Origin of the sequence: Klebsiella sp. GL120222-02, from assembly GCF_003097195.1 — a bacterium.
Classification (GTDB): domain Bacteria; phylum Pseudomonadota; class Gammaproteobacteria; order Enterobacterales; family Enterobacteriaceae; genus Klebsiella; species Klebsiella variicola.
This window is the reverse complement of the sequence record NZ_QEQO01000001.1, coordinates 860,887-882,594: the sequence shown is the minus strand read 5'-3', so window position 1 is coordinate 882,594 and position 21,708 is coordinate 860,887. Positions and strand designations below refer to the sequence as shown.

Here is a 21,708-nt window from a genome sequence, read left to right as displayed (position 1 = left end):
TCATGAATAAAGTGTATATCGTCGCGGCCTGCCGTACGCCGGTGGGGCGTTTTCTTGGCGCCCTGAAAACGGTCTCTGCGGTGGAACTGGCCGCGCTCACCGTCCGCCACAACCTGCAGCAGGCCGGGATTGACCCGGCGTGGATTGACGAAGTGATCTGCGGCAGCGTCCTCTCTGCCGGGCAGGGGATGGGGCCGGCGCGTCAGGTCGCGCTGCGGGCGGGGATCCCGGTGCAAAAGCCGGCTTACACCCTGAATATGATCTGCGGTAGCGGCATGAAAAGTATTACCGAGGGGGCGATCCATATCCAGAGCGGTTATGCCGACCTTGTCGTCGCTGGCGGGATGGAAAACATGAGCCAGGCGCCGTTTTTGCTGCGGGGAGAGATAAGAGGCGGCGTGAAATTTGGCGCGTTCAGCAGCGAGGATCTGATCCAGAGCGATGGCCTAACCGATCCGCTGTTGCATATTCCGATGGGGGAAACGGCGGAGGCCATCGCCGCGCATGAGCAGATCTCGCGCGCAGAACAGGACCAGTACGCGCTGGACAGCCATCAAAAAGCCTCCGCCGCCAGCCGCGCCGGCCATTTTGCCGAGGAGATAGTGCCGGTGACGGTCAGCGGGAAGCGGGGCGTCAGCGTGGTCCGCGAGGATGAGCAGATCCGCCATGACCTTAGCGCCGACCAGCTGGCGGCGCTGAAACCGGCTTTTCGTCGCGACGGGAGCGTCACGGCGGGCAACGCCTCGGGGCTGAACGACGGCGCGGCGTCAGTGATCCTCGCCTCGGCGCGCGCCGTTGCGCAGTACGGCCTGCGGCCGCTGGCTGAGATAGTCTCCTTCGGCGAGGGCGGCGTCGACCCGGCGATGATGGGGCTTGGGCCGCTGCCGGCCATGACGTGCGCCCTGCGCCGCGGGCGGTTTCAGCTCAGCGATATGGCGCGACTGGAAATTAACGAAGCCTTTGCCGCGCAGGTGCTGGGGGTGGTCAAGGGGCTGGCCCGCGAGCATCAGATGACGGCGGAGGAGATAGCCGCCCGCCTGAACGTCAACGGCGGCGCGATTGCCCTCGGGCACCCGCTTGGCAGTTCCGGAACCCGGATTGTCGTGAGCCTCCTGCACGCGCTGCGCCGGGAGAATAAACCGACCGGCCTGGCCTCGCTGTGTATCGGCGGTGGGATGGGTATTGCGTTAATTGTGAAAACGATCTGAGGAGACAAGCGCCATGGAAAAATTAATTGTGGTGGGTGAGAAATTTACCGATTTTGCCCGGCGGCATCAGAACGTGCTGACCGTCAACGAGTTTGAGCGTTTTGTCTGGAGCGGCGAGCTCGCCGGCGTCGATAAAATCGTCATTGGTCAGGGCGTGCAGCTCGACGACATCTCCCGCACGGTCTGCATTATTCGTCAGCACTATCCGGATAAAATCCGCCAGATCGTCAATCTGCAGGATCTCTATTATCAAAACAACCGCGATCATCAGCGGCTGGTGCATAAACGTAAAAAAGAGAACATCCTCATCACCTCGCCGGAAAAACGCGATGAAGATAGCTATTGCGCGCGTCTGATCCTGCAGGACGCCTCGGAGCTGCTCTGCGACCACCAGACCGGGCAACACATCCAGGGGATGGTGCTGATCGAGGCGGCGCGGCAAACCATCATCGCCACCTCGGAGAAATTTCTGCTGGCGGAGGCGGGCGTGGCGATGGACGAGAAGTACTTCACGCTGAGCTCGCTGCAGGTAGCTTTTTCCAGCTTTGTTTTCCCGCTGCCGGTGACCATTGTGCTGAATGTGGTGTCGTGCAAAAGCTCAGCCCACGGCCGCTTTACCTGCGAGTGTTCGGTCGGTTTTGACCAGACCGGCACCCGCAAAGCGGAAGTCGGCTTTAGCTTCAGCGTCTATGACCTGAACTACATTACTCGTAAGGAGTGTGAGCAGGCGGCGCTCTGCCATCAACATTATCTGGTCAGTATTGAGCAGGGGGACGGGGATGAGCATCGCCTTTTTTGACGTGGATGAAACGCTGATTACCGGCAAAAGTATGTTCCTGTTTCTGCACCGCTATGCCGAGGAATATCCGCTGCAGTGCGGTTTGACGGCCGCGGCGATTGTCCGCCAGCTCCAGGCGCTTAGCAAAGCGGGTCAACCGCGGGAGGCGATCAATCGCTACTACTATTCGCTGTTTCGCCATGAGCCGCGCGCCCAGGTACGGGCGGTTGCTGAGGCACTGTATCGCGAAGGTGGGTACGGTTTTCACCGTGAGGTGGTGGCGATCCTCCGGCAACATCAGGCGCGCGGGGATGACGTGGTGTTTGTCTCCGGATCGATGACCGACATTCTCTGGCCAGCGATGGCGGCGCTGGGGGTGGAGCATGCCCTGTGTTCAGAGCCGGTGGTGGTTGACGAACACTATACCGGGGAACTCTGGCGGACCGCCATTGGCGAACATAAGGCGTTGCATGCTCAACGCTACGCGCAGGAACGGGGCCAGCCGCTGGCGGCGTGCTATGCCTTTGGGGACCATATCTCGGATCTGCCGCTGCTCGCGCTGGTTGGCAACCCCTGCGCGGTCAATCCGTGCGCGGCGCTGCTGGCGGAGTCGCAGCGTCGGGGATGGCCGGTGCTGTGGTCTAACGGCGGTTGACGGCACGATAGCGAAAAAAAGGGGGCGGCGCTACGCCACCCCCTGATTCACACCCTGACGGGGATCAGCCCGGGTAGATGCCGCGGTCTTTACGCGCCATCAGGATGCGCTCGCAGGCCACGATATAGGCGGCGGTACGCAGCGTACACGCTTTCTCGGCGGCTTTATCGCAGACGTGAATAATGGCGTCGGTCATGATGCGGTCCATCTTGGCGTTGATCTCTTCTTCGCTCCAGAAGAAGCTGGCCATATCCTGCACCCACTCAAAATAGCTGACGGTCACCCCGCCGGCGTTACAGATAACGTCCGGAACCACGATCACACCGCGTTCAGCCAGCACGTCGTCCGCTTCCGGATAGGTTGGGCCGTTGGCCCCTTCCAGCACCAGTTTGCAGGTCAGCTTCTCCGCGCGCTCGCGGGTGATTTGCCCTTCCAGTGCCGCCGGGATCAGAATGTCCATCGGGGTGGTCCAGAAGGCGTCTTTATCGATCTCCTGGGCGCCAGGGAAACCGGCAATCTGCTTTTTCTCCGCCTGCCAGGCGGTGAGGGCGGCCATATCAATCCCGCCTTCGTTATACAGGGTCGCGGTATGATCCTGAATGACCACCACGCGGGCGCCGACGCCGGCGAACAGGCGGGCTGCTTCGCTACCGACGTTACCAAAGCCCTGCAGCGCGACTTTGGCGCCTTCAATTTCGATACCGGCGCGACGAGCCACTTCCCGGCCGGTGACAAATACGCCACGCCCGGTGGCCTTTTCACGGCCGAGGGAGCCGCCGAGGTGGATCGGTTTGCCGGTGACCACGCCGGTAATGGTGGTGCCATGGTTCATGGAGTAGGTGTCCATCATCCATGCCATCACTTTACCGTTGGTGCCGACGTCCGGCGCCGGAATATCTTTCTGCGGCCCGATAATAATGCCGATTTCGCTGGTGTAGCGGCGGGTCAGACGCTCCAGTTCACCTTCTGACAGTGAGAAGGGGTCGACGCGAATGCCGCCTTTGGCCCCGCCGTAAGGAATATTGACCGCGGCGCACTTAATGGTCATCCAGGCAGAAAGTGCCATGACTTCGTTAAGATCGACATCCGGATGGTAGCGAACACCACCTTTACCCGGTCCACGCGACAGATTGTGCTGAACGCGATAGCCCTCGAAGTGGCGGATGGTGCCGTCGTCCATTTGCACAGGAATGTCGACGATCAGCGCACGCTTCGGATGGCGCAGGGTTTCCACCCAGTAGGCAAGATCGCCGAGATAAGGCGCGACACGGTCGATCTGGCGCAGGTAGGTGGTCCATGGAGATGTACTACTTTCAGATGCGTAAGATAACTTTTCCATAAGAGTCCTGTTTCTCAGTGTTATTTATGTCGTGTAAAACCGTGGAATAGCTACAGCAGTAAACTCTGTGCAATGAATGGTATCACCAATTTTATAAAGCGGTATTTGACGGCAATTCCGATTTTTAAATTTTTGTTAGATTTTTTATTTTTTAAGTGAATAACTACGCACGCCAACCACCTACAAGCTGTGCATTTTAATTCACTTTTTATTCACTTAAGTGCATAGAAAAATATTTTTTCTATGTTTTTCATTATCTTGATGATCTTCAAAAAGTGAATAAATTGCTTCCACCCGTATTGACAATCTTATTGTTCACAGGCCAGCATTAGCCCACACAACAACATGACGTTAACCATGAATTAACAAATACCCGCAAAATAAATAGGGCTTATTTTTCCTGTGGTGAATATTTTTGCCATCACAGCGGGCGCGCTCGTGCCCAAAATAAGCCGAGGGTCAGGGTTAATGTCGATTGTCCAACGCGGCGGGAGCGTTTTCCGTCGTCTTACGTTCCGGAGATGAATGATGTCAGGCACTATGACTCGCGAAGATTTTGACGCTTACCTGGTTCCCTGTTTTGCCCCCGCGCCGTTTATTCCGGTCAGGGCGGCGGGTTCCCGCGTCTGGGACCAGCAGGGGAAAGAGTATATCGATATGGCGGGCGGCATTGCGGTGAATGCCTTAGGCCATGCCCATCCGGCGCTGGCTCAGGCCCTGCAGGATCAACTGGCGAAACTGTGGCATATCGGCAATGGCTATACCAACGAGCCGGTGCTGCAGCTGGCGAAAACCCTCGTGCAGTCGACCTTTGCCGATAAGGTGTTTTTCTGCAACTCCGGCGCCGAAGCCAACGAGGCCGCTCTCAAACTGGCGCGGAAATACGCTCACGATAAGTTTGGTGGTGAAAAAAGCGAAATCATCGCCTTCAACCATGCCTTCCATGGCCGGACGCTGTTCACCGTCTCCGTCGGCGGCCAGCCGAAATATTCCAGCGATTATGCTCCGCTGCCGCAGGGCATTACCCATCTGCCCTATAACGACATCGAGGCGGTCACCGCGGCCATCTCTTCGCGCACCTGTGCGGTGATCGTCGAGCCGATCATCGGCGAAGGCGGCGTGATACCCGCTGACCCGGCGTTCCTCCAGGCGCTGCGCACCCTCTGCGATCGCCATCACGCGACCCTGATATTCGATGAGGTGCAGACCGGGGCGGGCCGTACCGGCCATCTCTACGCCTACCAGCACTACAACGTCGTCCCGGACATCCTCACCAGCGCCAAAGGGCTGGGGGGCGGCTTCCCAATCGGCGCGATGCTGGCGAAAGAGGCCTGGGCGCAGGTCTTCCAGCCCGGCACCCATGGCACCACCTTCGGCGGCAACCCGCTGGCGGCGACCGTCGCTAACGCCGTGCTGGCCCATCTCGATGCGCCGCTGCTGGCGGGCGTTGGCGAGCGCCATGCGCTGATTGTTGACCAGTTGAATGCGATCTCTGCCCGTTACGATGCGTTCAGCGCCGTGCGCGGCACCGGTCTGCTGATCGGCGCTGAGCTGGCGGGGCCGCTGCGCGGCAAGGCCAAAACGTTGACCAACCTGGCGGCGGAAGAGGGGCTGATCGCCCTGATTGCCGGCCCGGACGTGCTGCGCTTCGCGCCGGCGCTCAATATCCCGCTGGCGGATATTGCGGAAGCCTTCGTGCGCCTTGATCGCGCCGTTGCCCGCTTAACCCGCTAACCGGGAGGACGGCCTGTGATGCTATTTCGTCCCGTACGGGAAAACGATCTCGACGACATCGTCCGCCTTGCCGCGCGGGCGGGGGTCGGCATGACCTCCTTACCGCATGATGCCGGGCGCCTGGCCGCCCGTATCCAGCGCAGTATCGAGACCTTCGCCGGCGAACTGCCGCGCGGCCAGCAGGGTTTCCTGTTTGTGCTGGAAGACACCGCGCTGGCGCGGGTAGTGGGGGTGAGCGCCATTGAGGTCGCGGTGGGCCTGGACGAGCCGTTTTACAATTTTCGCATTCAGAAAACGGTTCGCGCCTCGAAAGCGCTGGGAGTCTATAAGCCTCAGGAGCTGCTTAATCTCAGCTATGACCACACCGGGCACAGCGAGCTGTGTACGCTGTTTCTCGACCCGGCCTATCAGCGCAACCGCAATGGTCTGCTGCTCTCCAAGGCGCGCTTTTTATTTATCGCCGCCTTCCGCGAGTGGTTTTCCCCGCACCTGTTTGCCGAACTGCGCGGCTGCAGCGATGAGCAGGGGCAGTCGCCGTTCTGGGATGCGCTGGGCCATCACTTCTTCGACATCCCGTTTGCCGATGCCGACCGGCTGACCGGCACCGGCATGAAAACCTTTATTGCCGAACTGATGCCGGCTTACCCGATCTATATCTCACTGCTGCCGGAAGCGGCCCGCGAGGTCATCGGTCAGGTGCATCCCAATACCGCCCCGGCGCGGGCGATCCTCGAGAAAGAGGGTTTCAGCTGGCGCGGCTCGGTGGATATTTTCGATGCCGGACCGGTGCTGGAGGCGAACACCGATCAGATCCGCGCCGTGCGCGACAGCCAGTGCCTGCCGGCCCAGCAGCTGATGGGCGCCCTGCCGGCGCCGACGCTCGTCGCCAACGGTCAGTTCGACAATTTCCGGGCGCTGCTGGTGGCCCACGAAGAGCAGGTCTCACTGGATGCCGCCGCGCTGGACGCGCTGCAGGTCAGTGAAACCGACCGCGTTTATACGGTAACCCTGAATCCAGAGGAAAACAGATCATGGCGGTAAAAGCACAGTTTATAGCCGGGCAGTGGCAGGCGGGCAGCGGGGCAACGATGAGCAAACTGGCCCCGGAGGATCAGTCGCTGCTGTGGCAGGCGGCCAGCGCGGGTGCCGACGACGTCCAGGCGGCCTGCGCCGCGGCGCGCGCGGCATTTTACCCCTGGTCGCACCGGCCGCTGGCCGAGCGTATTGCCGTGGTGGAGCGTTTTGCCGCGCTGCTGGAGACACATAAAGAGGCGCTGGCGACCCTGATTTCCCGCGAGACCAGCAAGCCGCTGTGGGAGACCCGCACCGAAGTACAGGCGATGATCGGCAAGGCCGCGATCTCCATCGAGGCCTATCACCAGCGGACGGGCTTTCATGAGTCGACGCTGCCGGACGGAAAAGCACAGCTGCGCCACAAACCGCACGGTGTGATGGCGGTCTTTGGCCCCTACAACTTCCCGGGCCACCTGCCCAACGGGCATATTATTCCGGCGCTGATCGCCGGGAATACCATCGTGTTTAAACCCAGCGAGCTGACGCCGGCCACCGCCGAAATGACCGTCCAGCTGTGGCAGCAGGCGGGCGTCCCCGACGGGGTGATCAATCTGCTGCAGGGCGGAAAAGCCATCGGCCAGGCGCTGCTGGAAAATCGTGATATCGACGGCGTACTGTTCACTGGCAGCGCGGCGGCCGGTTTCCACTTTCATCGCTACTTCGGCGGCCAGCCGGAGAAGATGCTGGCCCTCGAGATGGGCGGCAACAACGCGCTGATCGTCGCCGACGTGGCCGATGTCGATGCGGCGCTGCATGTGATTATCCAGTCGGCGTTTATCTCCGCCGGGCAGCGCTGCACCTGCGCGCGCCGGCTGATCGTGCCGCGCGGCGAGCAGGGGGATGCGCTACTGCAGCGGCTGGTCGCGGCCAGCGCGCAGATCCGCGCCGGCAAGTGGGATGACCAGCCCGCGCCGTTTATGGGCGGAGTGATTTCTCTCGACGCCGCGCAGAACATGCTGGCGGCGCAGCAAAAACTGGAGGGGCTCGGCGGCAAGGTGCTGCTGCGCATGCGCCAGCCCGACCCGCACTCCACGGTGCTGACGCCGGGGATCGTCGACGTCACCGGTATCGAGGTGCCGGATGAAGAATACTTTGGCCCGCTGCTGACGGTTATCCGTTACGACGGTTTCCCGGAGGCCATTCGCCTTGCCAACCAGACCCGCTATGGCCTGGCTGTCGGGCTGATCTCCAGCGATGCGGCGCAGTTTGAACAGCTGGCGGACGAGGCGCGGGCCGGGATCGTCAACTGGAACAAGCCGCTGACCGGCGCCTCGAGTAAAGCGCCGTTTGGCGGGGTGGGCGCCTCCGGCAACCATCGCGCGGCAGCGTGGTACGCCGCTGATTACTGTGCCTGGCCGATGGCCTCTCTGGTCAGCGATACGCTGACGCTCCCGGCGACGGTATCGCCGGGTCTGCCATTCTGATAACGGATCCTGTGAGGACATATGTCTGGTTTTGAAGCAAACTTTGATGGCCTGGTCGGCCCGACGCACCACTACGCCGGACTCTCCGTCGGCAATGAAGCCTCGCAAAATAACCGCGATGGTCTCTCTAACCCTAAAAAGGCGGCGCTGCAGGGGCTGTATAAAATGAAAGCCCTTGCCGATCGCGGATTCGTGCAGGGCATTCTGCCGCCCCAGCCGCGGCCGAATCTACGTCTGCTGCGCGAAGTCGGTTTCCAGGGCAGCGATGAGCAGGTCATCCGGCAGGCGGCCCACGCGGCGCCGCAGCTGCTCTCCGCCTTCAGCTCCGCCTCGTCGATGTGGACCGCCAACGCGGCGACCGTCTCACCGTCGGCGGACAGCGCCGATGGCAAAGTCCATTTCACCGTCGCCAACCTGAACAATAAGCTGCACCGTATGCAGGAGGCGCCCACCACCTCGGCGATCCTGGGCGCCACGTTCGCCGATCCGCGCTACTTCGCCCACCATGCGGCGCTGCCGCAGCATGGCGACCTCGGCGATGAAGGGGCAGCCAACCATAACCGCTTCTGCCGGGAGTATGACCGACAGGGGGTGCAGTTTTTTGTCTACGGTCGACGCGCCAGCGGCGGGATCGCCCCGGTGAAGTATCCGGCGCGGCAGACCCTCGAGGCCAGCGAGGCGGTGGCCCGCCTGCATCAGCTGGATCCGCGCTACGCGGTGTTTGCCCAGCAGGCGCCGCAGGCTATCGATCGCGGCGTGTTTCACAACGACGTCATCGCGGTCAGCAATCGCCATGTGCTGTTCCACCATCAGCAGGCGTTTGTCGATCAGGCGACGGTGCTGGCGACGCTACGGGCTAAAAGCGACAGTCTGGATATCCCGTTCACCAGCGTGGAAGTGCCGGACGAGCGGGTGTCGCTCGATGACGCGGTGGCCTCATATCTGTTCAACAGCCAGCTGCTGAGCAAACCTGACGGCAAGATGCTGATCGTGGTCCCGGAGGAGTGCCGCCAGCGGGAAAACGTCTGGCGCTATCTGAGCGACCTCGCCGCCGACAGCGCATCGCCGATCGATGAAGTGGCGGTCTTTGACCTGCGGGAAAGCATGCGCAACGGCGGCGGCCCGGCCTGTCTGCGGCTGCGGGTGGTGCTCAACGAGGCTGAACGCCAGGCGGTCAACGCGCATAGCCTGATGAACGACGAGCGTTATCAGCAGCTGACGGCATGGGTGGAAAAACACTATCGCGACCGGCTGCACGCCCGCGATCTGGCGGACCCGCAGCTGCTGTGCGAGGTTTATCAGGCGCTGGATGAGCTGACGCAGATCCTGCGCCTGGGCGCGGTCTATGATTTTCAGCGTTAAGGAGCGGCAGATGGAGCACCTGGTTAACGATTTAATGCACTGCCGCCTGCAGGAGTGGAGCTTCCCGGCGGGCATCGAGGCTCGCTGGCTGGGCGAGGGGATCCTGCAGTTGCTGCCGACGGCGCCGTGGCGCCAGGCGACGATCCTCTCCGCGGGCGTGCATGGCAATGAGACCGCGCCGACGGAACTGCTGCTGCAGTTGACCCACGATTTGAGTCAGGGGCGGCAGCCGCTCACTCAGGCGCTGCTGATTGTCTTTGGTAACCTGCCGGCGATCCGCGCCGCGCGTCGCTATCTGCACAACGACCTGAATCGCCTGTTCGGCGGCCGCCATCTGGCGGTCACCCCGGGTAATGAGTCGCGGCGGGCTTTTGCGCTGGAGCAGGCGGTGCAGGCCTTCTATCGCGCCGCCGATGCGGCGGGTCCGGTCAACCGTAGCCATCTCGATATGCACACCGCTATTCGCGGGTCGCTGTATCGCCAGTTTGCGCTGCTCCCAGCCCACGCCGGGGATTTTTCGCCTGGCTTCTACCAGCTGTTGCAGGCCAGCGGGATGGACGCCATCGTGCGGCATACCGAAGCGGGCGGCACCTTCACCCATTTCACCTGCGAAAAGTTCGCCGCGCAAAGCGCCACCCTGGAGCTGGGGAAAGTGATGCCGTTCGGCGCCAACGATCTCAGCCTGTTCGCCGCCACCGACGCGGCGATCCGGGCCTGGATTTCTGACGCGCCGCTGCCGCCGCGCGACAAAGCGCCGGTGGATTACTTCCTGGTCGAGGAGAGCATCATCAAGCGCGAGGGGGAATTTACGCTTAATCTCGCGGCCAACGTTGAGAACTTCACCGCGCTCCCGGCGGGGTACGAAATCGCTCGCCAGGCGGAGACACGGTGGGTGGTGCAGGCCCGGGCCCCCTATATCCTCTTTCCCAACGCCGGGGTCGCCACCGGCCAACGCGCCGGGCTGCTGCTGCGCGCCGCGGCCCTTTCCCTCCCGCAACCAGCCTGAGGAAACACCATGACTGAATATCAACGCCAGGCGGCCCCCGCCGCCGGAGGTGAGGGCGCGTCACAGCTTAAACGTGGGCTCGGCGCCCGCCATATTCAAATGATTGCCCTCGGGGGCGCCATCGGCACCGGGCTGTTTATGGGGGCAGGGCGCAATATCGCCGTCGCCGGGACCTCGATTCTGCTGATCTATGTGCTGGTCGGGTTCTTCACCTATATGGTGATGCGGGCGATGGGGGAGCTGCTGCTCACCCGCCATGACTACCGCTCATTTGCCGATTTTGTCGGCGAGTATCTCGGGCCACAGGCCAGCTTTTACCTCGGCTGGACCTACTGGCTAAGCTGGGTAGTGACCTGCATTGCCGACGTGGTGGTCTGCGGGAGCTATATGCAGTACTGGTTCCCGGAACTGTCGGCATGGATGCCGGCCCTCAGCATGCTGGCGATCCTGTTCCTGCTTAACCTGCTGTCGGTGAAAATGTTTGGCGAGGCGGAGTTCTGGTTCGCCCTGATCAAGGTGATCACCATTATCGCCCTGATCGGCACCGGCGGCTGGATGATTGCCACTGGCTGGACTTCTCCGGACGGCGTGACGGCTTCTCTCAGCCATCTTACCGACCCGACGGCTTTTATGCCTCACGGTATCACCGGTTTTTTCGCCGGCTTCCAGATAGCGATCTTCTCCTTTACCGGCATTGAGCTGCTGGGCACCATGACGGCGGAGACCCGCGATCCGCAGCGCATTTTGCCCAAGGCGATCAACGCCTTGCCGCTGCGAATTATCATCTTCTATCTGCTGTCGATGGTGGTGATTATCGCCGTCGCCTCCTGGCCGGGGGTGTCGGCGGAGACCAGTCCCTTCGTCACGCTGTTCGCCAAAGCCGGGCTGCCTGCCGCCGCGGCGGTGATTAACTTCGTGGCGCTGACCTCGGCGATGTCCTCGGCCAACAGCGGGGTCTTCTCGAGTACCCGCATGCTGTACGGCCTGTCGGTGGAGAAGCATGCGCACTGGCAGTTTCGCATCCTGTCGCGCAATACCCGCATTCCGGTGCGTAGCCTGCTGTTCTCCTGCTTCTGCATGCTGATCGGTACGCTGCTGCTATTCCTGGTACCGAACGTGATGACCTTGTTCACCATCGTCTCGACCCTGGCGGCGATTATGGTGGTGTTCAGCTGGGGGATGATCCTCGTGGCCTATCTGGTCTATCGCCGTCAGCGTCCGGACCTGCACGCCGGGTCGATCTTTAAGATGCCTGCCGGGGTGGTGATGAGCTGGGTGAGCCTGCTGTTCTTCGCCTTCGCCATCTTCATCATGATCTTTGACCCGGACACGCTGCTGGCGCTGTTGGCTTCTCCGCTGTGGTTTATTGCCCTGTGGGGCTTCTGGAAGCTGAAGCAGCGGCGTGAGGGGCAACTGACGCTGGACAACCAGAGCGCCTGACACCCGCCGGCCAACCTGGCCGGTTAAGCAGGAGGTGAAGACTGGACGTCTGTTTGTGCCTGGTGACGGCTGGCGCCTTACCGGGCCTACTGTCTTACCTGACCTGGGATGAGCGCTATCCCCCGCGGCGTGATCTCCCTCTGTAGGCCCGCGCAAGCGCCGCGCCGCCGGGCGGGATAGTCGGCACGCTACCTGCCCAGACGGCGGCGGTTAGGCGCTTTCCGCCCGGGAAGGGGCCGCACCCGGCGCGGACTTCATCCGGCTGGCGCAGAAAATTGCCAGCAGCGAAATCACCACCGTTACGCCCAGATAAACGGCCACCGGCCGCCAGTCCCCGTCATATTTTGCCAGCAGACCGGTGGCGATAAGCGGCGCGGTGCCCCCGGCCAGCGCGGCACCCAGCTGGTAGCCGAGGGTGATCCCGGTATAGCGCACATTGGCGCTGAAAATCTCAGAGCACAAGGTGCCGAGCACCGCAGTTACCGGCGCCCACAGGATGCCGAAGGCAACGACCGTCGCCAGCATGATGCCCCAGCTGGTGCCGGTGTCGAGCAGCAGGAACCACGGAACGATAAACAGACCCAGCAGCACCACGCTCAGGGTATACATCTTTTGCCGCCCCACCTTGTCTGACAGCAGCCCCATCAGCGGGATCATCACGGTGGCCACCAGCGCGCCCAGGGTCACGGATTCCAGCGCCTGCGACTTCTGGTAGCTCAGGGTGGTGGTGGCATAGCTGACCACAAAGGTGGAGAAGATATAGAATGGGGCGGTCTCCACCACTTTCAGACCGGCGGCAATCAGCACTTCCCGCCAGTGGTGCTTGAGCGTTTCGCGCAGCGGGGCCTTCGCCACCTGGCCGGATTTTTTCACCTGCTTAAAGGCGGGCGTTTCGTCGATATCTTTGCGGATCCACAGGCCGAGAAAAACGAGAACGGAGCTGAGCAGGAACGGTATGCGCCAGCCCCAGGCGAGAAACTGTGCCTCGTCAAACAGGGTCATCAGCGAGACGATAAACGTCGCCATCAGCATGCCGATGGTCACGCCGGCCTGGGGAATGCTGCCGAAAAAGCCTTTCCGCTTCTCCGGCGCGTATTCGTAGGCCAGCAACAGCGCACCGCCCCATTCACCGCCGATACCCATGCCCTGAATAATGCGCAGGGTAATCAGCAGGGCGGGCGCCCAGAGGCCCACCATCTCATAGGTGGGAAGCAGGCCGATCGCCACCGTGGCGCTGCCCATCAGCGACAGGGTCAGCACCAGCGTCTTCTTGCGGCCGATGCGATCGCCGATATGAGCGAAAATGACGCCGCCGATGGGGCGGATAAAAAACGTCAGCGAGAAGGAGAGCCAGGAGAGGATCAGGCCGATGACCGGGTCGACCATCGGAAAGAAGATTTTGTTGAACACCAGCGCGGCGGCGGTGCCATAGAGAAAATAATCGAACCATTCGATGGCGCTGCCTGTCAGGCTGGCGATCAGGACCTTCTTGTTTTTCTGCAGAATGGATGCAGTGTTGTCTTGTGGATTGCTCATTACGAAACGTTCTCCCGCCACGGTAAATAGGTCAGGTGTCACTCTGCGTAAACAGGGTGCAACCTGGTGTGAAAAGGTTGTGTAATTGTTAAGCAACTTAGGGTTGAAGGTTACAATTGGCAAGTTCATCGCTGGCAAACTGGGCGTTATGATGCGGTTTGGACTGGTGTAACCGCGACGCTATTTTTTATTTTCCACCTGATTTTGCTGTTTTTTGTTATTTTCATAGTGAGTTGTTCAGGTGCAACCCGCCTGTTTTTAGATGTTTCTTGTTATTTCAAAATGGTTACAAATTAACACCGCTTTGCCTCCCGCGAGGCGGCGTTTATGATGGCGAAAGCATCCTCTCCGATCGGCTGAGAGGGAATTAAGGAGACAGAATGGCAGAACAATTTCCCCCGTTGTCGGCGGCGACGCTGGCGGCGGCTAACCAGGTCGGCGCCTGGCTGGCGCAGGACGATCTGGCGACGCTGCCCGCGCTGCCGCAGGTGGACGTGGTGGTGCTGGCCGGCAACGCCGTGATCCCGACCATCGACGCCGCCTGCCGGCTGGCGGCGGAACGGGAAGTCCCGCTGCTGATCAGCGGCGGCGTGGGACATTCTACGAACTATCTCTACGAGGCGGTGCGCCAGGATACCCGTTACCGTATGTTGCCGGTGGTGGGGCGTCCGGAAGCGCATATTCTGGCCGATATTGCTCATGACTACTGGCACATTCCGCGCTCGCGGCTGGTGGTGGAGGACCAGTCGACCAACTGCGGCGAGAACGCCCGTTTTACCCGGACCACGCTGGAGAACGGGGGGATCCCTCATCGTCGCGGGATCGTCATTCAGGACCCCACCATGCAGCGGCGAACCATGGCCACCTTCGCCCGCGTCTGGCAGGGGGTGACGACGCCGCCACAGTGGCTGAGCTTTCCCGGCTGCTCGCCGGTGCTGGAGCAGACCGATGGTCAACTGGGGTTCGCGGGCGGCGGGGCGGGGCTGTGGCCGGTCGCCCGCTACCTGGGGCTGCTGCTGGGCGAGCTGCCGCGCCTGCAGGATACGCCTGAAGGATACGGTCCGCGGGGGAAAGACTTCATCAGCCACGTCACCTTCCCGCCGGAGATCCTCGATGCCTGGCGACAGCTGCGGGAGGACGGCCAGCTTGCCGGGGCGCTGCAGGCCCGCACCCTCGGCTGAAAACTGCCCGTTTGCGGCAGATTTATCGCAAACGGGCAATTTGTGTTATTGGAATGTAACCTCAACCGGGCATTTTTGGCCCGGTTTTATGAATCAGCTCACAGAACGGCGCCAACGTGCTGCGAAGCTACGGCTTATCCGCTCGATATTTAACAAAAAAATCACTTGTTAAATACAAACGCACTACAGGAGCAGCCATGACAGCACCCGTTCAACACCAAATGTATATTGATGGCCAGTTCGTTTCCGGTCGCGGCGACGGCTGGATCGACGTGCTTAACCCGGCGACCGAAGCGCTGCTGTCGCGGATCCCGGACGGGACTGCTGAAGAGGCGCGGCTGGCGATTGACGCGGCTGAGCGCGCCCAGCCCGCCTGGGAAGCGCTGCCGGCCATTGAGCGTGCGGGTTGGTTACGCAAAATTGCCGCGGGTATCCGCCAGCGTGCTGAAGAGATTGCCGGGCTGATCGTGGCTGAAGGCGGCAAGATCCAGCAGCTGGCTGCGGTGGAAGTCGCATTCACCGCGGACTATCTCGACTATATGGCCGAATGGGCGCGCCGTTACGAAGGCGAGATCGTGCAGAGCGATCGCCCTGGGGAGAATATCCTCGTCTTTAAACGCGCGCTGGGGGTGACCACCGGGATCCTGCCGTGGAACTTCCCGTTCTTTCTTATCGCCCGCAAGCTGGCGCCGGCCCTGATCACCGGGAATACCATCGTCATTAAGCCCAGCGAATTTACGCCCAATAATGCCATCGCCTTTGCCGAGATCGTCCATCAGGTTGGGTTGCCGAAAGGGGTCTTTAACCTGGTGCTCGGCCGCGGAGAAACCGTTGGTCAGGAGCTGGCCGGCAATCCAAAGGTGGCGATGGTCAGCATGACCGGTAGCGTGGCGGCAGGAGAGAAAATCATGGCCGCTGCGGCGAAAAATATCACCAAAGTGTGCCTCGAACTCGGCGGCAAAGCGCCAGCCATTGTGATGGATGATGCGGATCTGGAGCTGGCGGTGAAAGCGGTGGTGGACTCGCGGGTGATTAACACCGGGCAGGTGTGTAACTGCGTCGAGCGGGTCTATGTTCAGCAGGGCATTTACGACCGCTTCGTCAACCGCCTCGGCGAGGCGATGAAGGCCGTGCAGTTTGGCGACCCGGCGACGCGGGATGACATCGCGATGGGGCCGCTGATCAACGCGGCGGCGCGGGACCAGGTGGCGGGTAAAGTGGCGAAGGCGGTGGCGCAGGGGGCGCGGGTGGCGCTGGGCGGCCAGCCGCTGGAGGGCAAAGGCTATTTTTATCCGCCGACCCTGCTGCTGGATGTGCGTCAGGAGATGGACATTATCCACGAGGAAACCTTCGGGCCGGTGCTGCCGGTGGTGGCGTTTTCGACCCTTGATGAGGCGCTGACGATGGCCAATGACAGCGACTATGGCCTGACCTCCTCGATCTATACCCGCGATCTGAACGTGGCGATGAAGGCGATTAAGGGACTGAAGTTCGGCGAAACCTATATCAACCGGGAAAACTTTGAGGCGATGCAGGGTTTCCACGCCGGCTGGCGCAAATCGGGGATCGGCGGCGCTGATGGTCGCCACGGGCTGAATGAGTACCTGCAGACCCAGGTGGTCTATCTGCAGGCCTGAGGTACTTAACTCCGAGCCGGCGGGCAGCTCAGGCGGCCCGCCGTTCGCTTAGCGGGCGAATTTCTCCAGCACGCGGATCAGCTGGGTGACGAAGCCGTATTCGTTATCATACCAGGCGACGGTTTTCACCAGCTGTACGCCGCCGGCCTCCACAATCTCCAGCTGGGTGGCATCGTAGATCGAGCCGAAATGGCTGCCGATGATGTCGGAAGAGACAATCTCTTCTTCGGTGTAGCCGAAGGATTCATTGCCCTCAGCCGCCTGCTTCATCGCCTGATTGACCTCATCCGCAGTCACTTTTTTCTCCAGCACCGACACCAGCTCTGTCACCGAACCCGTTTTTGTCGGCACACGCTGGGCATGGCCCTTCAGTTTACCGCTCAGGGCGGGGATCACCAGGCCGATGGCCTTTGCCGCACCTGTGGTGTGCGGGATGACGTTTTCTGCCGCCGCTCTGGAGGCGCGCAGATCTTTGCCGCGCGGCCCGTCCACCAGCGACTGGGTGCCGGTATAAGCATGGATGGTAGTCATGGTGCCCACGGTGATGCCGAAGGCATCCTGGAGGACTTTGGCCATCGGCGCCAGGCAGTTGGTGGTGCAGGAGGCCACGGAGATGATGGTGTCATCCGGGGTCAGGGTGTCATCGTTGACGTTGTAGACGATGGTTTTCATCTCGCCAGCGGGGGCGGAAATCAGCACTTTGCGCGCGCCGGCCTGGAGATGGGCTTGCGATTTCTCGGCCGAGGTGTAAAACCCGGTACACTCCACAATCACCTCTGCGCCTGCCGCCTGCCACGGAATATGCTGCGCCTCTTTTTCGGCATACACCGTAATGGTTTTGCCGTTGACGATCAGCGCATCTTCCGTAAAGTCGACGCTCCACGGAAAGGGGCCGTAGTTTGAATCATGCTTCAACAGATAGGCCAGCACCTTTGGCGAGGTGAGGTCGTTGATAGCCACCACTTCCAGGCTGCTGTCGACTTCTAATAAACGGCGTAACACCAAACGTCCGATACGACCAAATCCATTAATCCCAAGTTTACTCATGGACATTCTCCGGTTGGTAAAACGACTCGATGTGATAAAACTCCTCCAGGCTTAGTCCTGTCCCCCTGATTGGTCAACTGACAATCTGTGCGGTATGCCAGCGTTTCCGGCCCGAAGAGGGAAAAAGTGAATGTTTTCCCGGCCTTTTTTAGCGCTGACGGCTGGGAATAATTTTTGTTACCGGAGATGAGGGGGCCGCCTGCTGGCGAAGCGGTGAAAAGCGTCTATGCTTAACTATTGAATAGCTTAGTAAAATATTGACGTTAGACGAAGGGAGAGGTTATGGGATTCTGGAGAATCGTTTTCACTATTATTCTGCCGCCGCTGGGCGTACTGCTGGGGAAAGGCTTCGGCTGGGCGTTTATTCTCAACATTATTCTGACCCTGCTGGGCTATATTCCTGGCCTGATCCACGCCTTCTGGGTGCAGACACGCGACTGAGGGGCGAGCAGATAACCACGCCTCCCCCTGGGACCCGCTCAGGGGGGCATCAGGCTCTCTTTATACAGCAGCGTATTATCCTTCGACCAGTAGTGCCGGGTCTCCTCTTCCAGATCAACGATCCACTTAAACACGCCGGCGCTGGCGAGATCCTTGCAGTACTGTTCAAAGTTGATGGCGCCGGCAAAATGGCGGATGACCGCGGCCGATGTCAGTCGATGGCTGGGGGCGCTGCGCACGCGTAGCAGGCCGCGGGCGCTTTTTATCGAGATCACCTCGTCGTTTGCCATCACGAAATTCATATTGCCGGTGGAGACAAAATAGATGTAGTAAGAGACCTGATGCCGGCGGAGTTCACTGGCGAAGGTGGTAAAATCGGCATCCGCGCGAACCTGTTCGAAAAAGTGACCCAGCCTTGCCAGCAGTTCCATTTCAATCCTTGTTGTGTTGTTGCTGCGCATGGTTTCGGCGTCTGTCGGCATAAACCATTCACACGTTTACTTATTCGTATTTTAATAATATAGGCGCGTTATATTAATGGTTATTATGTAACTGGAACATCGTTTCAAGTGTTACAAGCTATTGCAAAGGTTCGCAGGGGATCCTCGAGGCAGGCAGAAGGTGTGGTAAGACGGGAAGAGGCGAAATTAGCGCCGGCGATGATCGTCGCCGGCGGGGCCATGAGCCGCGGCTATTTCTGGATCAGATAGCGAATGGTTGGGCCATCCTGCTGAATATCCAGCACCGTATAGCCATGGTTCCTGGCATCGAGTGGAATGTTATTGATCGACTGCGGACAGTCGCTGACTACTTCCAGGATCTCGCCTTTTTGCAGGGAGGGCATCGCCTCCAGAGTGGCCACGGCCGGATAGGGACAGGGTTCGCCGACCATATCCAGGCGATAATCAGGGATGATGTTTTTCATGCGCTCTCCTTCACGGTCCGGACCGCCGTCGACTGGCGGCGGAAAAAATGTCTTTCCCAGGCGATCACCAGCAGCAGGGCGATCAGCAGCAGCAGATAGGTCGCCAGCAGCCCGCCGAAGGGACCGAAGGCGTTCAGCAGGTTGATTTTTTGCCAGTGGGTGGCGAGCGGAGCGGCGATATCGTCCCAGCACCAGGCGAGCAGCGTTGAGCCAATGACATTGCCCAGCCCAACCCACCAGTAGTGAACCTGGCCCTCCACCGCACGATACATCCAGCCGGTTTCACAGCCGCCGGCCAGCACGATGCCAAAGCCAAACAGCAGCCCGCCAATCGCCGCATTGGGACCGGCCCACATAATTTTCGGCGCCATCCCCAATTGCACATAGCTAAAGATACCGATGGCGCTCGCCGCCATGCCGAAGATAATCGCCTTCGCCATCACCGTCCGGCCGGTGATCCACATATCGCGAAAGGCGGAGGTAAAGCAGATCTGCGCGCGCTCGATAAGCAGACCGAAGCCGATGCCGAACAGCATCGCCAGACCGAGCGCCGGGTGGTCTGCGGCGGTGAGCAGGCCCCAGCCGATCATGGCGAAAAAGATCACCATCCCCAGCCGGAAACGGCGGCGCGCCTGCTGCGGTTTTTGGGTTAACGGCGAGGCGGCGGACACCTTTTGCATTTTTACCGGAATGCGAAAAAGGGGCAGCAGCGTGAAGCGGGCGCCAAACCAGGAGCCGATGGCGGTGGCGATGGCAAACAGCCAGGCGTGCAGGGAGAACTGCGGAATACCGGTGAAAAAAGCCGCCAGATTGCAGCCCATCGCCAGACGTGCGCCGAACCCGGCGATGATGCCGCCTGCCACGGCCTGCACAATGCGGATCCGGCTGCGTGGAAAGCGCAGTTTGACGTTATTGGCCCATAGCGCGGCGGCCAGGCAGCCGCCGAACATGCCGATGATCATCCTGCCATCGATGCGGGTCAGCGGCGTCCCTTCGAGATGAATCAGCTGGTAATAGCCCCACTGTTCGCTGTGGACGCCCAGCAGTTGCAGCAGTTGACCACCCCAGCGGGTGAATTCGCCGGTCACCGCCCAGAAGGTGCCGGTGATGCCAAAATAGTAGGTGGAGAGGATGCCCGCCGCGATGACCGCCGGGACAGGGGACCAGAACCGGATAAGCCAGGCCTGTTTGAAGGATTGCCATGTCATAAAAATGCCTCTGAACTCAGAAGGTATTAAAGGTCGATGACCGACCGAAGGGGGCAAATAGTACCCGCCTCAGCGCCTGCTTTCTCTGTTTTGGATCAAGGCCCTACGCTTGCGCCACCACGGCAAGCAGCGCCAGCAGTGCGGGCAGCGCCTGAATATAGAGAATTTTGCGGCTGGCGGTTAGCGCGCCGAAAATCCCGGCGACCAGCACGCAGGCCAGGAAAAAGATAACCACCTGCACCCCCGGCGCCCCCAGCCACAGCCCCCACGCCAGGCCGGCGGCCAGAAAACCGTTATACAACCCCTGGTTGGCCGCCAGCACCCGGGTCTCCCGGGCGAAATCGGCGCTGAGGTTAAAGGCCCGGCGCCCGGCGGGGGCTTCCCAGAGAAACATCTCCAGCACCAGGATGGCGAGATGAATAATAGCGACCAGCGCAACGAGGAGAGTGGCTAACACAGCAGTCCTTAATCAATAAGATGAATGTGTCTGCAGTATAGCTGCAAGCGCTAACGAAGCGGGAGCGCCGCTGCTATAGTGCAGATAGGGTCATGTTTTCTGCCGCGACCAGCGTCGGTTATCTGATTGCCCTTCGGTTTAGTTTAGCGGTGCTAGTATGCCGGGTTCTTTTTTACGGGTGTGGTGTAGGTTGCTGAATGTTAAATAAATTATGGATTTTGTTATCAGGGCTACTGGTGGTTGCCATGCCGTCGGCGCAGGCCGGGGAATTAAACCTCTATTCGATGAATACCGGCTCCTATGTTTATCATATGACCGGTAACCACGGACAATATAACGAGCATTTCAATAACAATTTTTTCTCGGTGGAGCGCAAGTTTTCTCAGGATTCAAAATACAGCGTGCTGGTCGGAACGATGAAAAACAGCTTTGACGATCGCTGTTTGACCCTCGGCGTGCGCCGCGACTGGCTGAAAAACGATACCGGCTGGGTGCTGAAAGGGGTGTATGCCTATACCGGGGAATTTTTCTTTGACGCCTTCAGCCACTGTGGGGATTCCGGCACCTACCGCACCGCCAAAAAAATCACCGGCGTCGGTTTTTCGCCCTACCTCTATCATGGTCTGCAATATAACTTCACCGATTATTTCGGTGTGGAAGGCGGCATTATTGTGCCGGCGATCTTTGTGATGAGTATTCAGTGGAGCTTTCGCTAGCCGCTTTATTATCCGGGAAAAGAGCAGGCCGCCTCAGGTGGCCTGCTACTGATGACCTGGCGGCAGGAATTAATGGAAGCCGAGACGGATCAGATCTAACGGGCAAAAGCGGCCCTCGCAGCCGTCGATTTCAACGCAGTCCGCCCGGCGAAGCTGCTCGGCGGTTTTCCCTTCACCATGGATAGCTTTAATCACGCCTGTTGTGCCGTTACCGGCGATCATTACCATGCTGCCGGTAGCAATAGCGTTACGATTACGGTCATAGGTTTTCATGGTCTCCTCCTCAATAAACCAGGGTAAGCAATGATTAAGCGGCTAAAGTAATACGCTTTTTTGCCTAAAAAAGTTTTGAGGATAATCAAATTTATTTTAATAACCCCGGAGCGAAAAGGGCCACAAGTCCCCTCTATTCACGCCGATCGCATCGCCTGCGTGGCGCGCGACACTGACGGCAATATGTCATTCAGGTTACTGTTTTATGACCAGATTATTAACCTTGCCAGCCCGCGGAAAATAGCGAAAGATGGCGCTATTCGGGCA

General features: G+C 60.1%; 21 protein-coding genes and 2 pseudogenes. 13 read left to right on the top strand and 10 right to left on the bottom strand.

The window, feature by feature from the left end; all coding sequences use genetic code 11:
• Nucleotides 1–2 precede the first annotated feature (2 nt).
• Genes N438_RS04385 through N438_RS04375 form a run of 3 tightly spaced genes read left to right on the top strand, consistent with a single transcriptional unit; the run spans nucleotide 3 to nucleotide 2,641 of the window.
• Nucleotides 3–1,208: an acetyl-CoA C-acyltransferase gene (locus tag N438_RS04385; RefSeq protein ID WP_032732910.1), complete on the top strand. Its 1,206-nt coding sequence runs from the start codon at nucleotides 3–5 to the stop codon at nucleotides 1,206–1,208.
• 13 nt (nucleotides 1,209–1,221) lie between these two features.
• A complete protein-coding gene (locus N438_RS04380; RefSeq protein ID WP_008805098.1) occupies nucleotides 1,222–2,007 on the top strand; it encodes an AfsA-related hotdog domain-containing protein in 786 nt (261 codons plus the stop codon).
• The gene (locus N438_RS04375; protein WP_016160925.1) at nucleotides 1,988–2,641 is read left to right on the top strand and encodes an HAD-IB family hydrolase; all 654 of its coding nucleotides are present in this window, start codon (nucleotides 1,988–1,990) and stop codon (nucleotides 2,639–2,641) included. The genes N438_RS04380 and N438_RS04375 overlap by 20 nt, the downstream gene beginning before the upstream one ends.
• A 64-nt stretch (nucleotides 2,642–2,705) precedes the next feature.
• On the opposite strand, the gene N438_RS04370 is transcribed toward N438_RS04375, so the two are convergent.
• Both N438_RS04370 and N438_RS27790 read right to left on the bottom strand, forming a co-directional pair.
• Complete coding sequence (locus N438_RS04370; protein WP_008805096.1) at nucleotides 2,706–3,980, bottom strand: Glu/Leu/Phe/Val dehydrogenase; 1,275 nt, start codon at nucleotides 3,978–3,980, stop codon at nucleotides 2,706–2,708.
• Nucleotides 3,981–4,192: 212 nt separating this feature from the next.
• A pseudogene (locus N438_RS27790) lies at nucleotides 4,193–4,339 on the bottom strand (hypothetical protein).
• 169 nt (nucleotides 4,340–4,508) lie between these two features.
• Here N438_RS27790 and N438_RS04365 point away from each other — a divergent pair.
• The 6 genes from N438_RS04365 to N438_RS04340 are packed head-to-tail and all read left to right on the top strand — an operon-like array spanning nucleotide 4,509 to nucleotide 12,020.
• Nucleotides 4,509–5,714 carry a bifunctional succinylornithine transaminase/acetylornithine transaminase gene (locus tag N438_RS04365; protein ID WP_012968351.1) on the top strand — a complete coding sequence of 402 codons (1,206 nt, stop codon included), beginning with the start codon at nucleotides 4,509–4,511 and terminating at the stop codon, nucleotides 5,712–5,714.
• Nucleotides 5,715–5,732: 18 nt separating this feature from the next.
• Nucleotides 5,733–6,755: an arginine N-succinyltransferase gene (gene astA, locus N438_RS04360; protein WP_162678306.1), complete on the top strand. Its 1,023-nt coding sequence runs from the start codon at nucleotides 5,733–5,735 to the stop codon at nucleotides 6,753–6,755.
• Nucleotides 6,746–8,212, top strand: a complete 1,467-nt coding sequence (gene astD, locus N438_RS04355) for a succinylglutamate-semialdehyde dehydrogenase (RefSeq protein ID WP_109956740.1) — start codon at nucleotides 6,746–6,748, stop codon at nucleotides 8,210–8,212. Before astA ends, astD begins: the two co-directional genes overlap by 10 nt.
• Nucleotides 8,213–8,233: 21 nt before the next feature.
• On the top strand, nucleotides 8,234–9,574 hold the full coding sequence (gene astB, locus N438_RS04350; protein WP_116696105.1) for an N-succinylarginine dihydrolase: 1,341 nt from the start codon (nucleotides 8,234–8,236) through the stop codon (nucleotides 9,572–9,574).
• A 10-nt stretch (nucleotides 9,575–9,584) separates the two neighbouring features.
• Nucleotides 9,585–10,580 (top strand): succinylglutamate desuccinylase, encoded by a 996-nt coding sequence (gene astE, locus N438_RS04345; RefSeq protein ID WP_116696104.1) that lies wholly within the window; start codon nucleotides 9,585–9,587, stop codon nucleotides 10,578–10,580.
• Nucleotides 10,581–10,589: 9 nt separating this feature from the next.
• Nucleotides 10,590–12,020: an amino acid permease gene (locus N438_RS04340; protein WP_032735461.1), complete on the top strand. Its 1,431-nt coding sequence runs from the start codon at nucleotides 10,590–10,592 to the stop codon at nucleotides 12,018–12,020.
• A gap of 210 nt (nucleotides 12,021–12,230) precedes the next feature.
• Here the strand turns inward: N438_RS04340 and N438_RS04335 are convergent, their stop codons facing one another.
• Complete coding sequence (locus N438_RS04335; RefSeq protein ID WP_032732914.1) at nucleotides 12,231–13,556, bottom strand: MFS transporter; 1,326 nt, start codon at nucleotides 13,554–13,556, stop codon at nucleotides 12,231–12,233.
• Nucleotides 13,557–13,936: 380 nt separating this feature from the next.
• Between N438_RS04335 and N438_RS04330 the strand changes: the two genes are divergently transcribed.
• Nucleotides 13,937–14,737 (top strand): YdcF family protein, encoded by an 801-nt coding sequence (locus N438_RS04330; RefSeq protein WP_116696103.1) that lies wholly within the window; start codon nucleotides 13,937–13,939, stop codon nucleotides 14,735–14,737.
• Between the two features lie 61 nt (nucleotides 14,738–14,798).
• Here N438_RS04330 and N438_RS27785 read toward each other — a convergent pair.
• Nucleotides 14,799–14,936: pseudogene (locus tag N438_RS27785) on the bottom strand (hypothetical protein).
• On the opposite strand from N438_RS27785, the gene aldA reads away from it, so the two are divergent.
• Complete coding sequence (gene aldA / locus N438_RS04325; protein WP_116696102.1) at nucleotides 14,935–16,374, top strand: aldehyde dehydrogenase; 1,440 nt, start codon at nucleotides 14,935–14,937, stop codon at nucleotides 16,372–16,374. The pseudogene N438_RS27785 and the gene aldA sit on opposite strands and share 2 nt — an antisense overlap.
• Nucleotides 16,375–16,422: 48 nt before the next feature.
• Here aldA and gap read toward each other — a convergent pair whose 3' ends face one another.
• Entirely contained in the window at nucleotides 16,423–17,421 is a 999-nt protein-coding gene (gene gap / locus N438_RS04320) for a type I glyceraldehyde-3-phosphate dehydrogenase (protein WP_016160929.1), read from the bottom strand.
• 282 nt (nucleotides 17,422–17,703) lie between these two features.
• On the opposite strand from gap, the gene N438_RS04315 reads away from it, so the two are divergent.
• Complete coding sequence (locus N438_RS04315) at nucleotides 17,704–17,862, top strand: YqaE/Pmp3 family membrane protein (RefSeq protein WP_002903230.1); 159 nt, start codon at nucleotides 17,704–17,706, stop codon at nucleotides 17,860–17,862.
• Between the two features lie 38 nt (nucleotides 17,863–17,900).
• On the opposite strand, the gene N438_RS04310 is transcribed toward N438_RS04315, so the two are convergent.
• The 4 genes from N438_RS04310 to N438_RS04295 form a co-directional block, all read right to left on the bottom strand.
• Nucleotides 17,901–18,293 carry a DUF1398 domain-containing protein gene (locus tag N438_RS04310; RefSeq protein ID WP_008805086.1) on the bottom strand — a complete coding sequence of 131 codons (393 nt, stop codon included), beginning with the start codon at nucleotides 18,291–18,293 and terminating at the stop codon, nucleotides 17,901–17,903.
• 260 nt (nucleotides 18,294–18,553) lie between these two features.
• A complete protein-coding gene (gene yedF, locus N438_RS04305) occupies nucleotides 18,554–18,787 on the bottom strand; it encodes a sulfurtransferase-like selenium metabolism protein YedF (RefSeq protein WP_002903233.1) in 234 nt (77 codons plus the stop codon).
• A complete protein-coding gene (gene yedE, locus N438_RS04300; RefSeq protein ID WP_012541906.1) occupies nucleotides 18,784–19,995 on the bottom strand; it encodes a selenium metabolism membrane protein YedE/FdhT in 1,212 nt (403 codons plus the stop codon). Before yedE ends, yedF begins: the two co-directional genes overlap by 4 nt.
• A gap of 103 nt (nucleotides 19,996–20,098) precedes the next feature.
• A complete protein-coding gene (locus N438_RS04295; protein WP_022066007.1) occupies nucleotides 20,099–20,452 on the bottom strand; it encodes a DUF1304 domain-containing protein in 354 nt (117 codons plus the stop codon).
• A gap of 236 nt (nucleotides 20,453–20,688) precedes the next feature.
• Here N438_RS04295 and N438_RS04290 point away from each other — a divergent pair, with 236 nt between their 5' ends.
• Nucleotides 20,689–21,168 (top strand): hypothetical protein, encoded by a 480-nt coding sequence (locus N438_RS04290; protein WP_162493319.1) that lies wholly within the window; start codon nucleotides 20,689–20,691, stop codon nucleotides 21,166–21,168.
• Between the two features lie 69 nt (nucleotides 21,169–21,237).
• Here the strand turns inward: N438_RS04290 and ydfZ are convergent, their stop codons facing one another.
• Nucleotides 21,238–21,441 (bottom strand): putative selenium delivery protein YdfZ, encoded by a 204-nt coding sequence (gene ydfZ, locus N438_RS04285; RefSeq protein ID WP_004151566.1) that lies wholly within the window; start codon nucleotides 21,439–21,441, stop codon nucleotides 21,238–21,240.
• Between the last annotated feature and the right edge of the window lie 267 nt (nucleotides 21,442–21,708).

Coding starts and splice junctions, on each gene's coding strand:
- N438_RS04385 (WP_032732910.1), top strand. CDS start 3: ATGAATAAAGTGTATATCGTCGCGGCCTGCCGTACGCCGGTGGGGCGT.
- N438_RS04380 (WP_008805098.1), top strand. CDS start 1,222: ATGGAAAAATTAATTGTGGTGGGTGAGAAATTTACCGATTTTGCCCGG.
- N438_RS04375 (WP_016160925.1), top strand. CDS start 1,988: ATGAGCATCGCCTTTTTTGACGTGGATGAAACGCTGATTACCGGCAAA.
- N438_RS04370 (WP_008805096.1), bottom strand. CDS start 3,980: ATGGAAAAGTTATCTTACGCATCTGAAAGTAGTACATCTCCATGGACC.
- N438_RS04365 (WP_012968351.1), top strand. CDS start 4,509: ATGTCAGGCACTATGACTCGCGAAGATTTTGACGCTTACCTGGTTCCC.
- astA (WP_162678306.1), top strand. CDS start 5,733: ATGCTATTTCGTCCCGTACGGGAAAACGATCTCGACGACATCGTCCGC.
- astD (WP_109956740.1), top strand. CDS start 6,746: ATGGCGGTAAAAGCACAGTTTATAGCCGGGCAGTGGCAGGCGGGCAGC.
- astB (WP_116696105.1), top strand. CDS start 8,234: ATGTCTGGTTTTGAAGCAAACTTTGATGGCCTGGTCGGCCCGACGCAC.
- astE (WP_116696104.1), top strand. CDS start 9,585: ATGGAGCACCTGGTTAACGATTTAATGCACTGCCGCCTGCAGGAGTGG.
- N438_RS04340 (WP_032735461.1), top strand. CDS start 10,590: ATGACTGAATATCAACGCCAGGCGGCCCCCGCCGCCGGAGGTGAGGGC.
- N438_RS04335 (WP_032732914.1), bottom strand. CDS start 13,556: ATGAGCAATCCACAAGACAACACTGCATCCATTCTGCAGAAAAACAAG.
- N438_RS04330 (WP_116696103.1), top strand. CDS start 13,937: ATGGCAGAACAATTTCCCCCGTTGTCGGCGGCGACGCTGGCGGCGGCT.
- aldA (WP_116696102.1), top strand. CDS start 14,935: ATGACAGCACCCGTTCAACACCAAATGTATATTGATGGCCAGTTCGTT.
- gap (WP_016160929.1), bottom strand. CDS start 17,421: ATGAGTAAACTTGGGATTAATGGATTTGGTCGTATCGGACGTTTGGTG.
- N438_RS04315 (WP_002903230.1), top strand. CDS start 17,704: ATGGGATTCTGGAGAATCGTTTTCACTATTATTCTGCCGCCGCTGGGC.
- N438_RS04310 (WP_008805086.1), bottom strand. CDS start 18,293: ATGGAACTGCTGGCAAGGCTGGGTCACTTTTTCGAACAGGTTCGCGCG.
- yedF (WP_002903233.1), bottom strand. CDS start 18,787: ATGAAAAACATCATCCCTGATTATCGCCTGGATATGGTCGGCGAACCC.
- yedE (WP_012541906.1), bottom strand. CDS start 19,995: ATGACATGGCAATCCTTCAAACAGGCCTGGCTTATCCGGTTCTGGTCC.
- ydfZ (WP_004151566.1), bottom strand. CDS start 21,441: ATGAAAACCTATGACCGTAATCGTAACGCTATTGCTACCGGCAGCATG.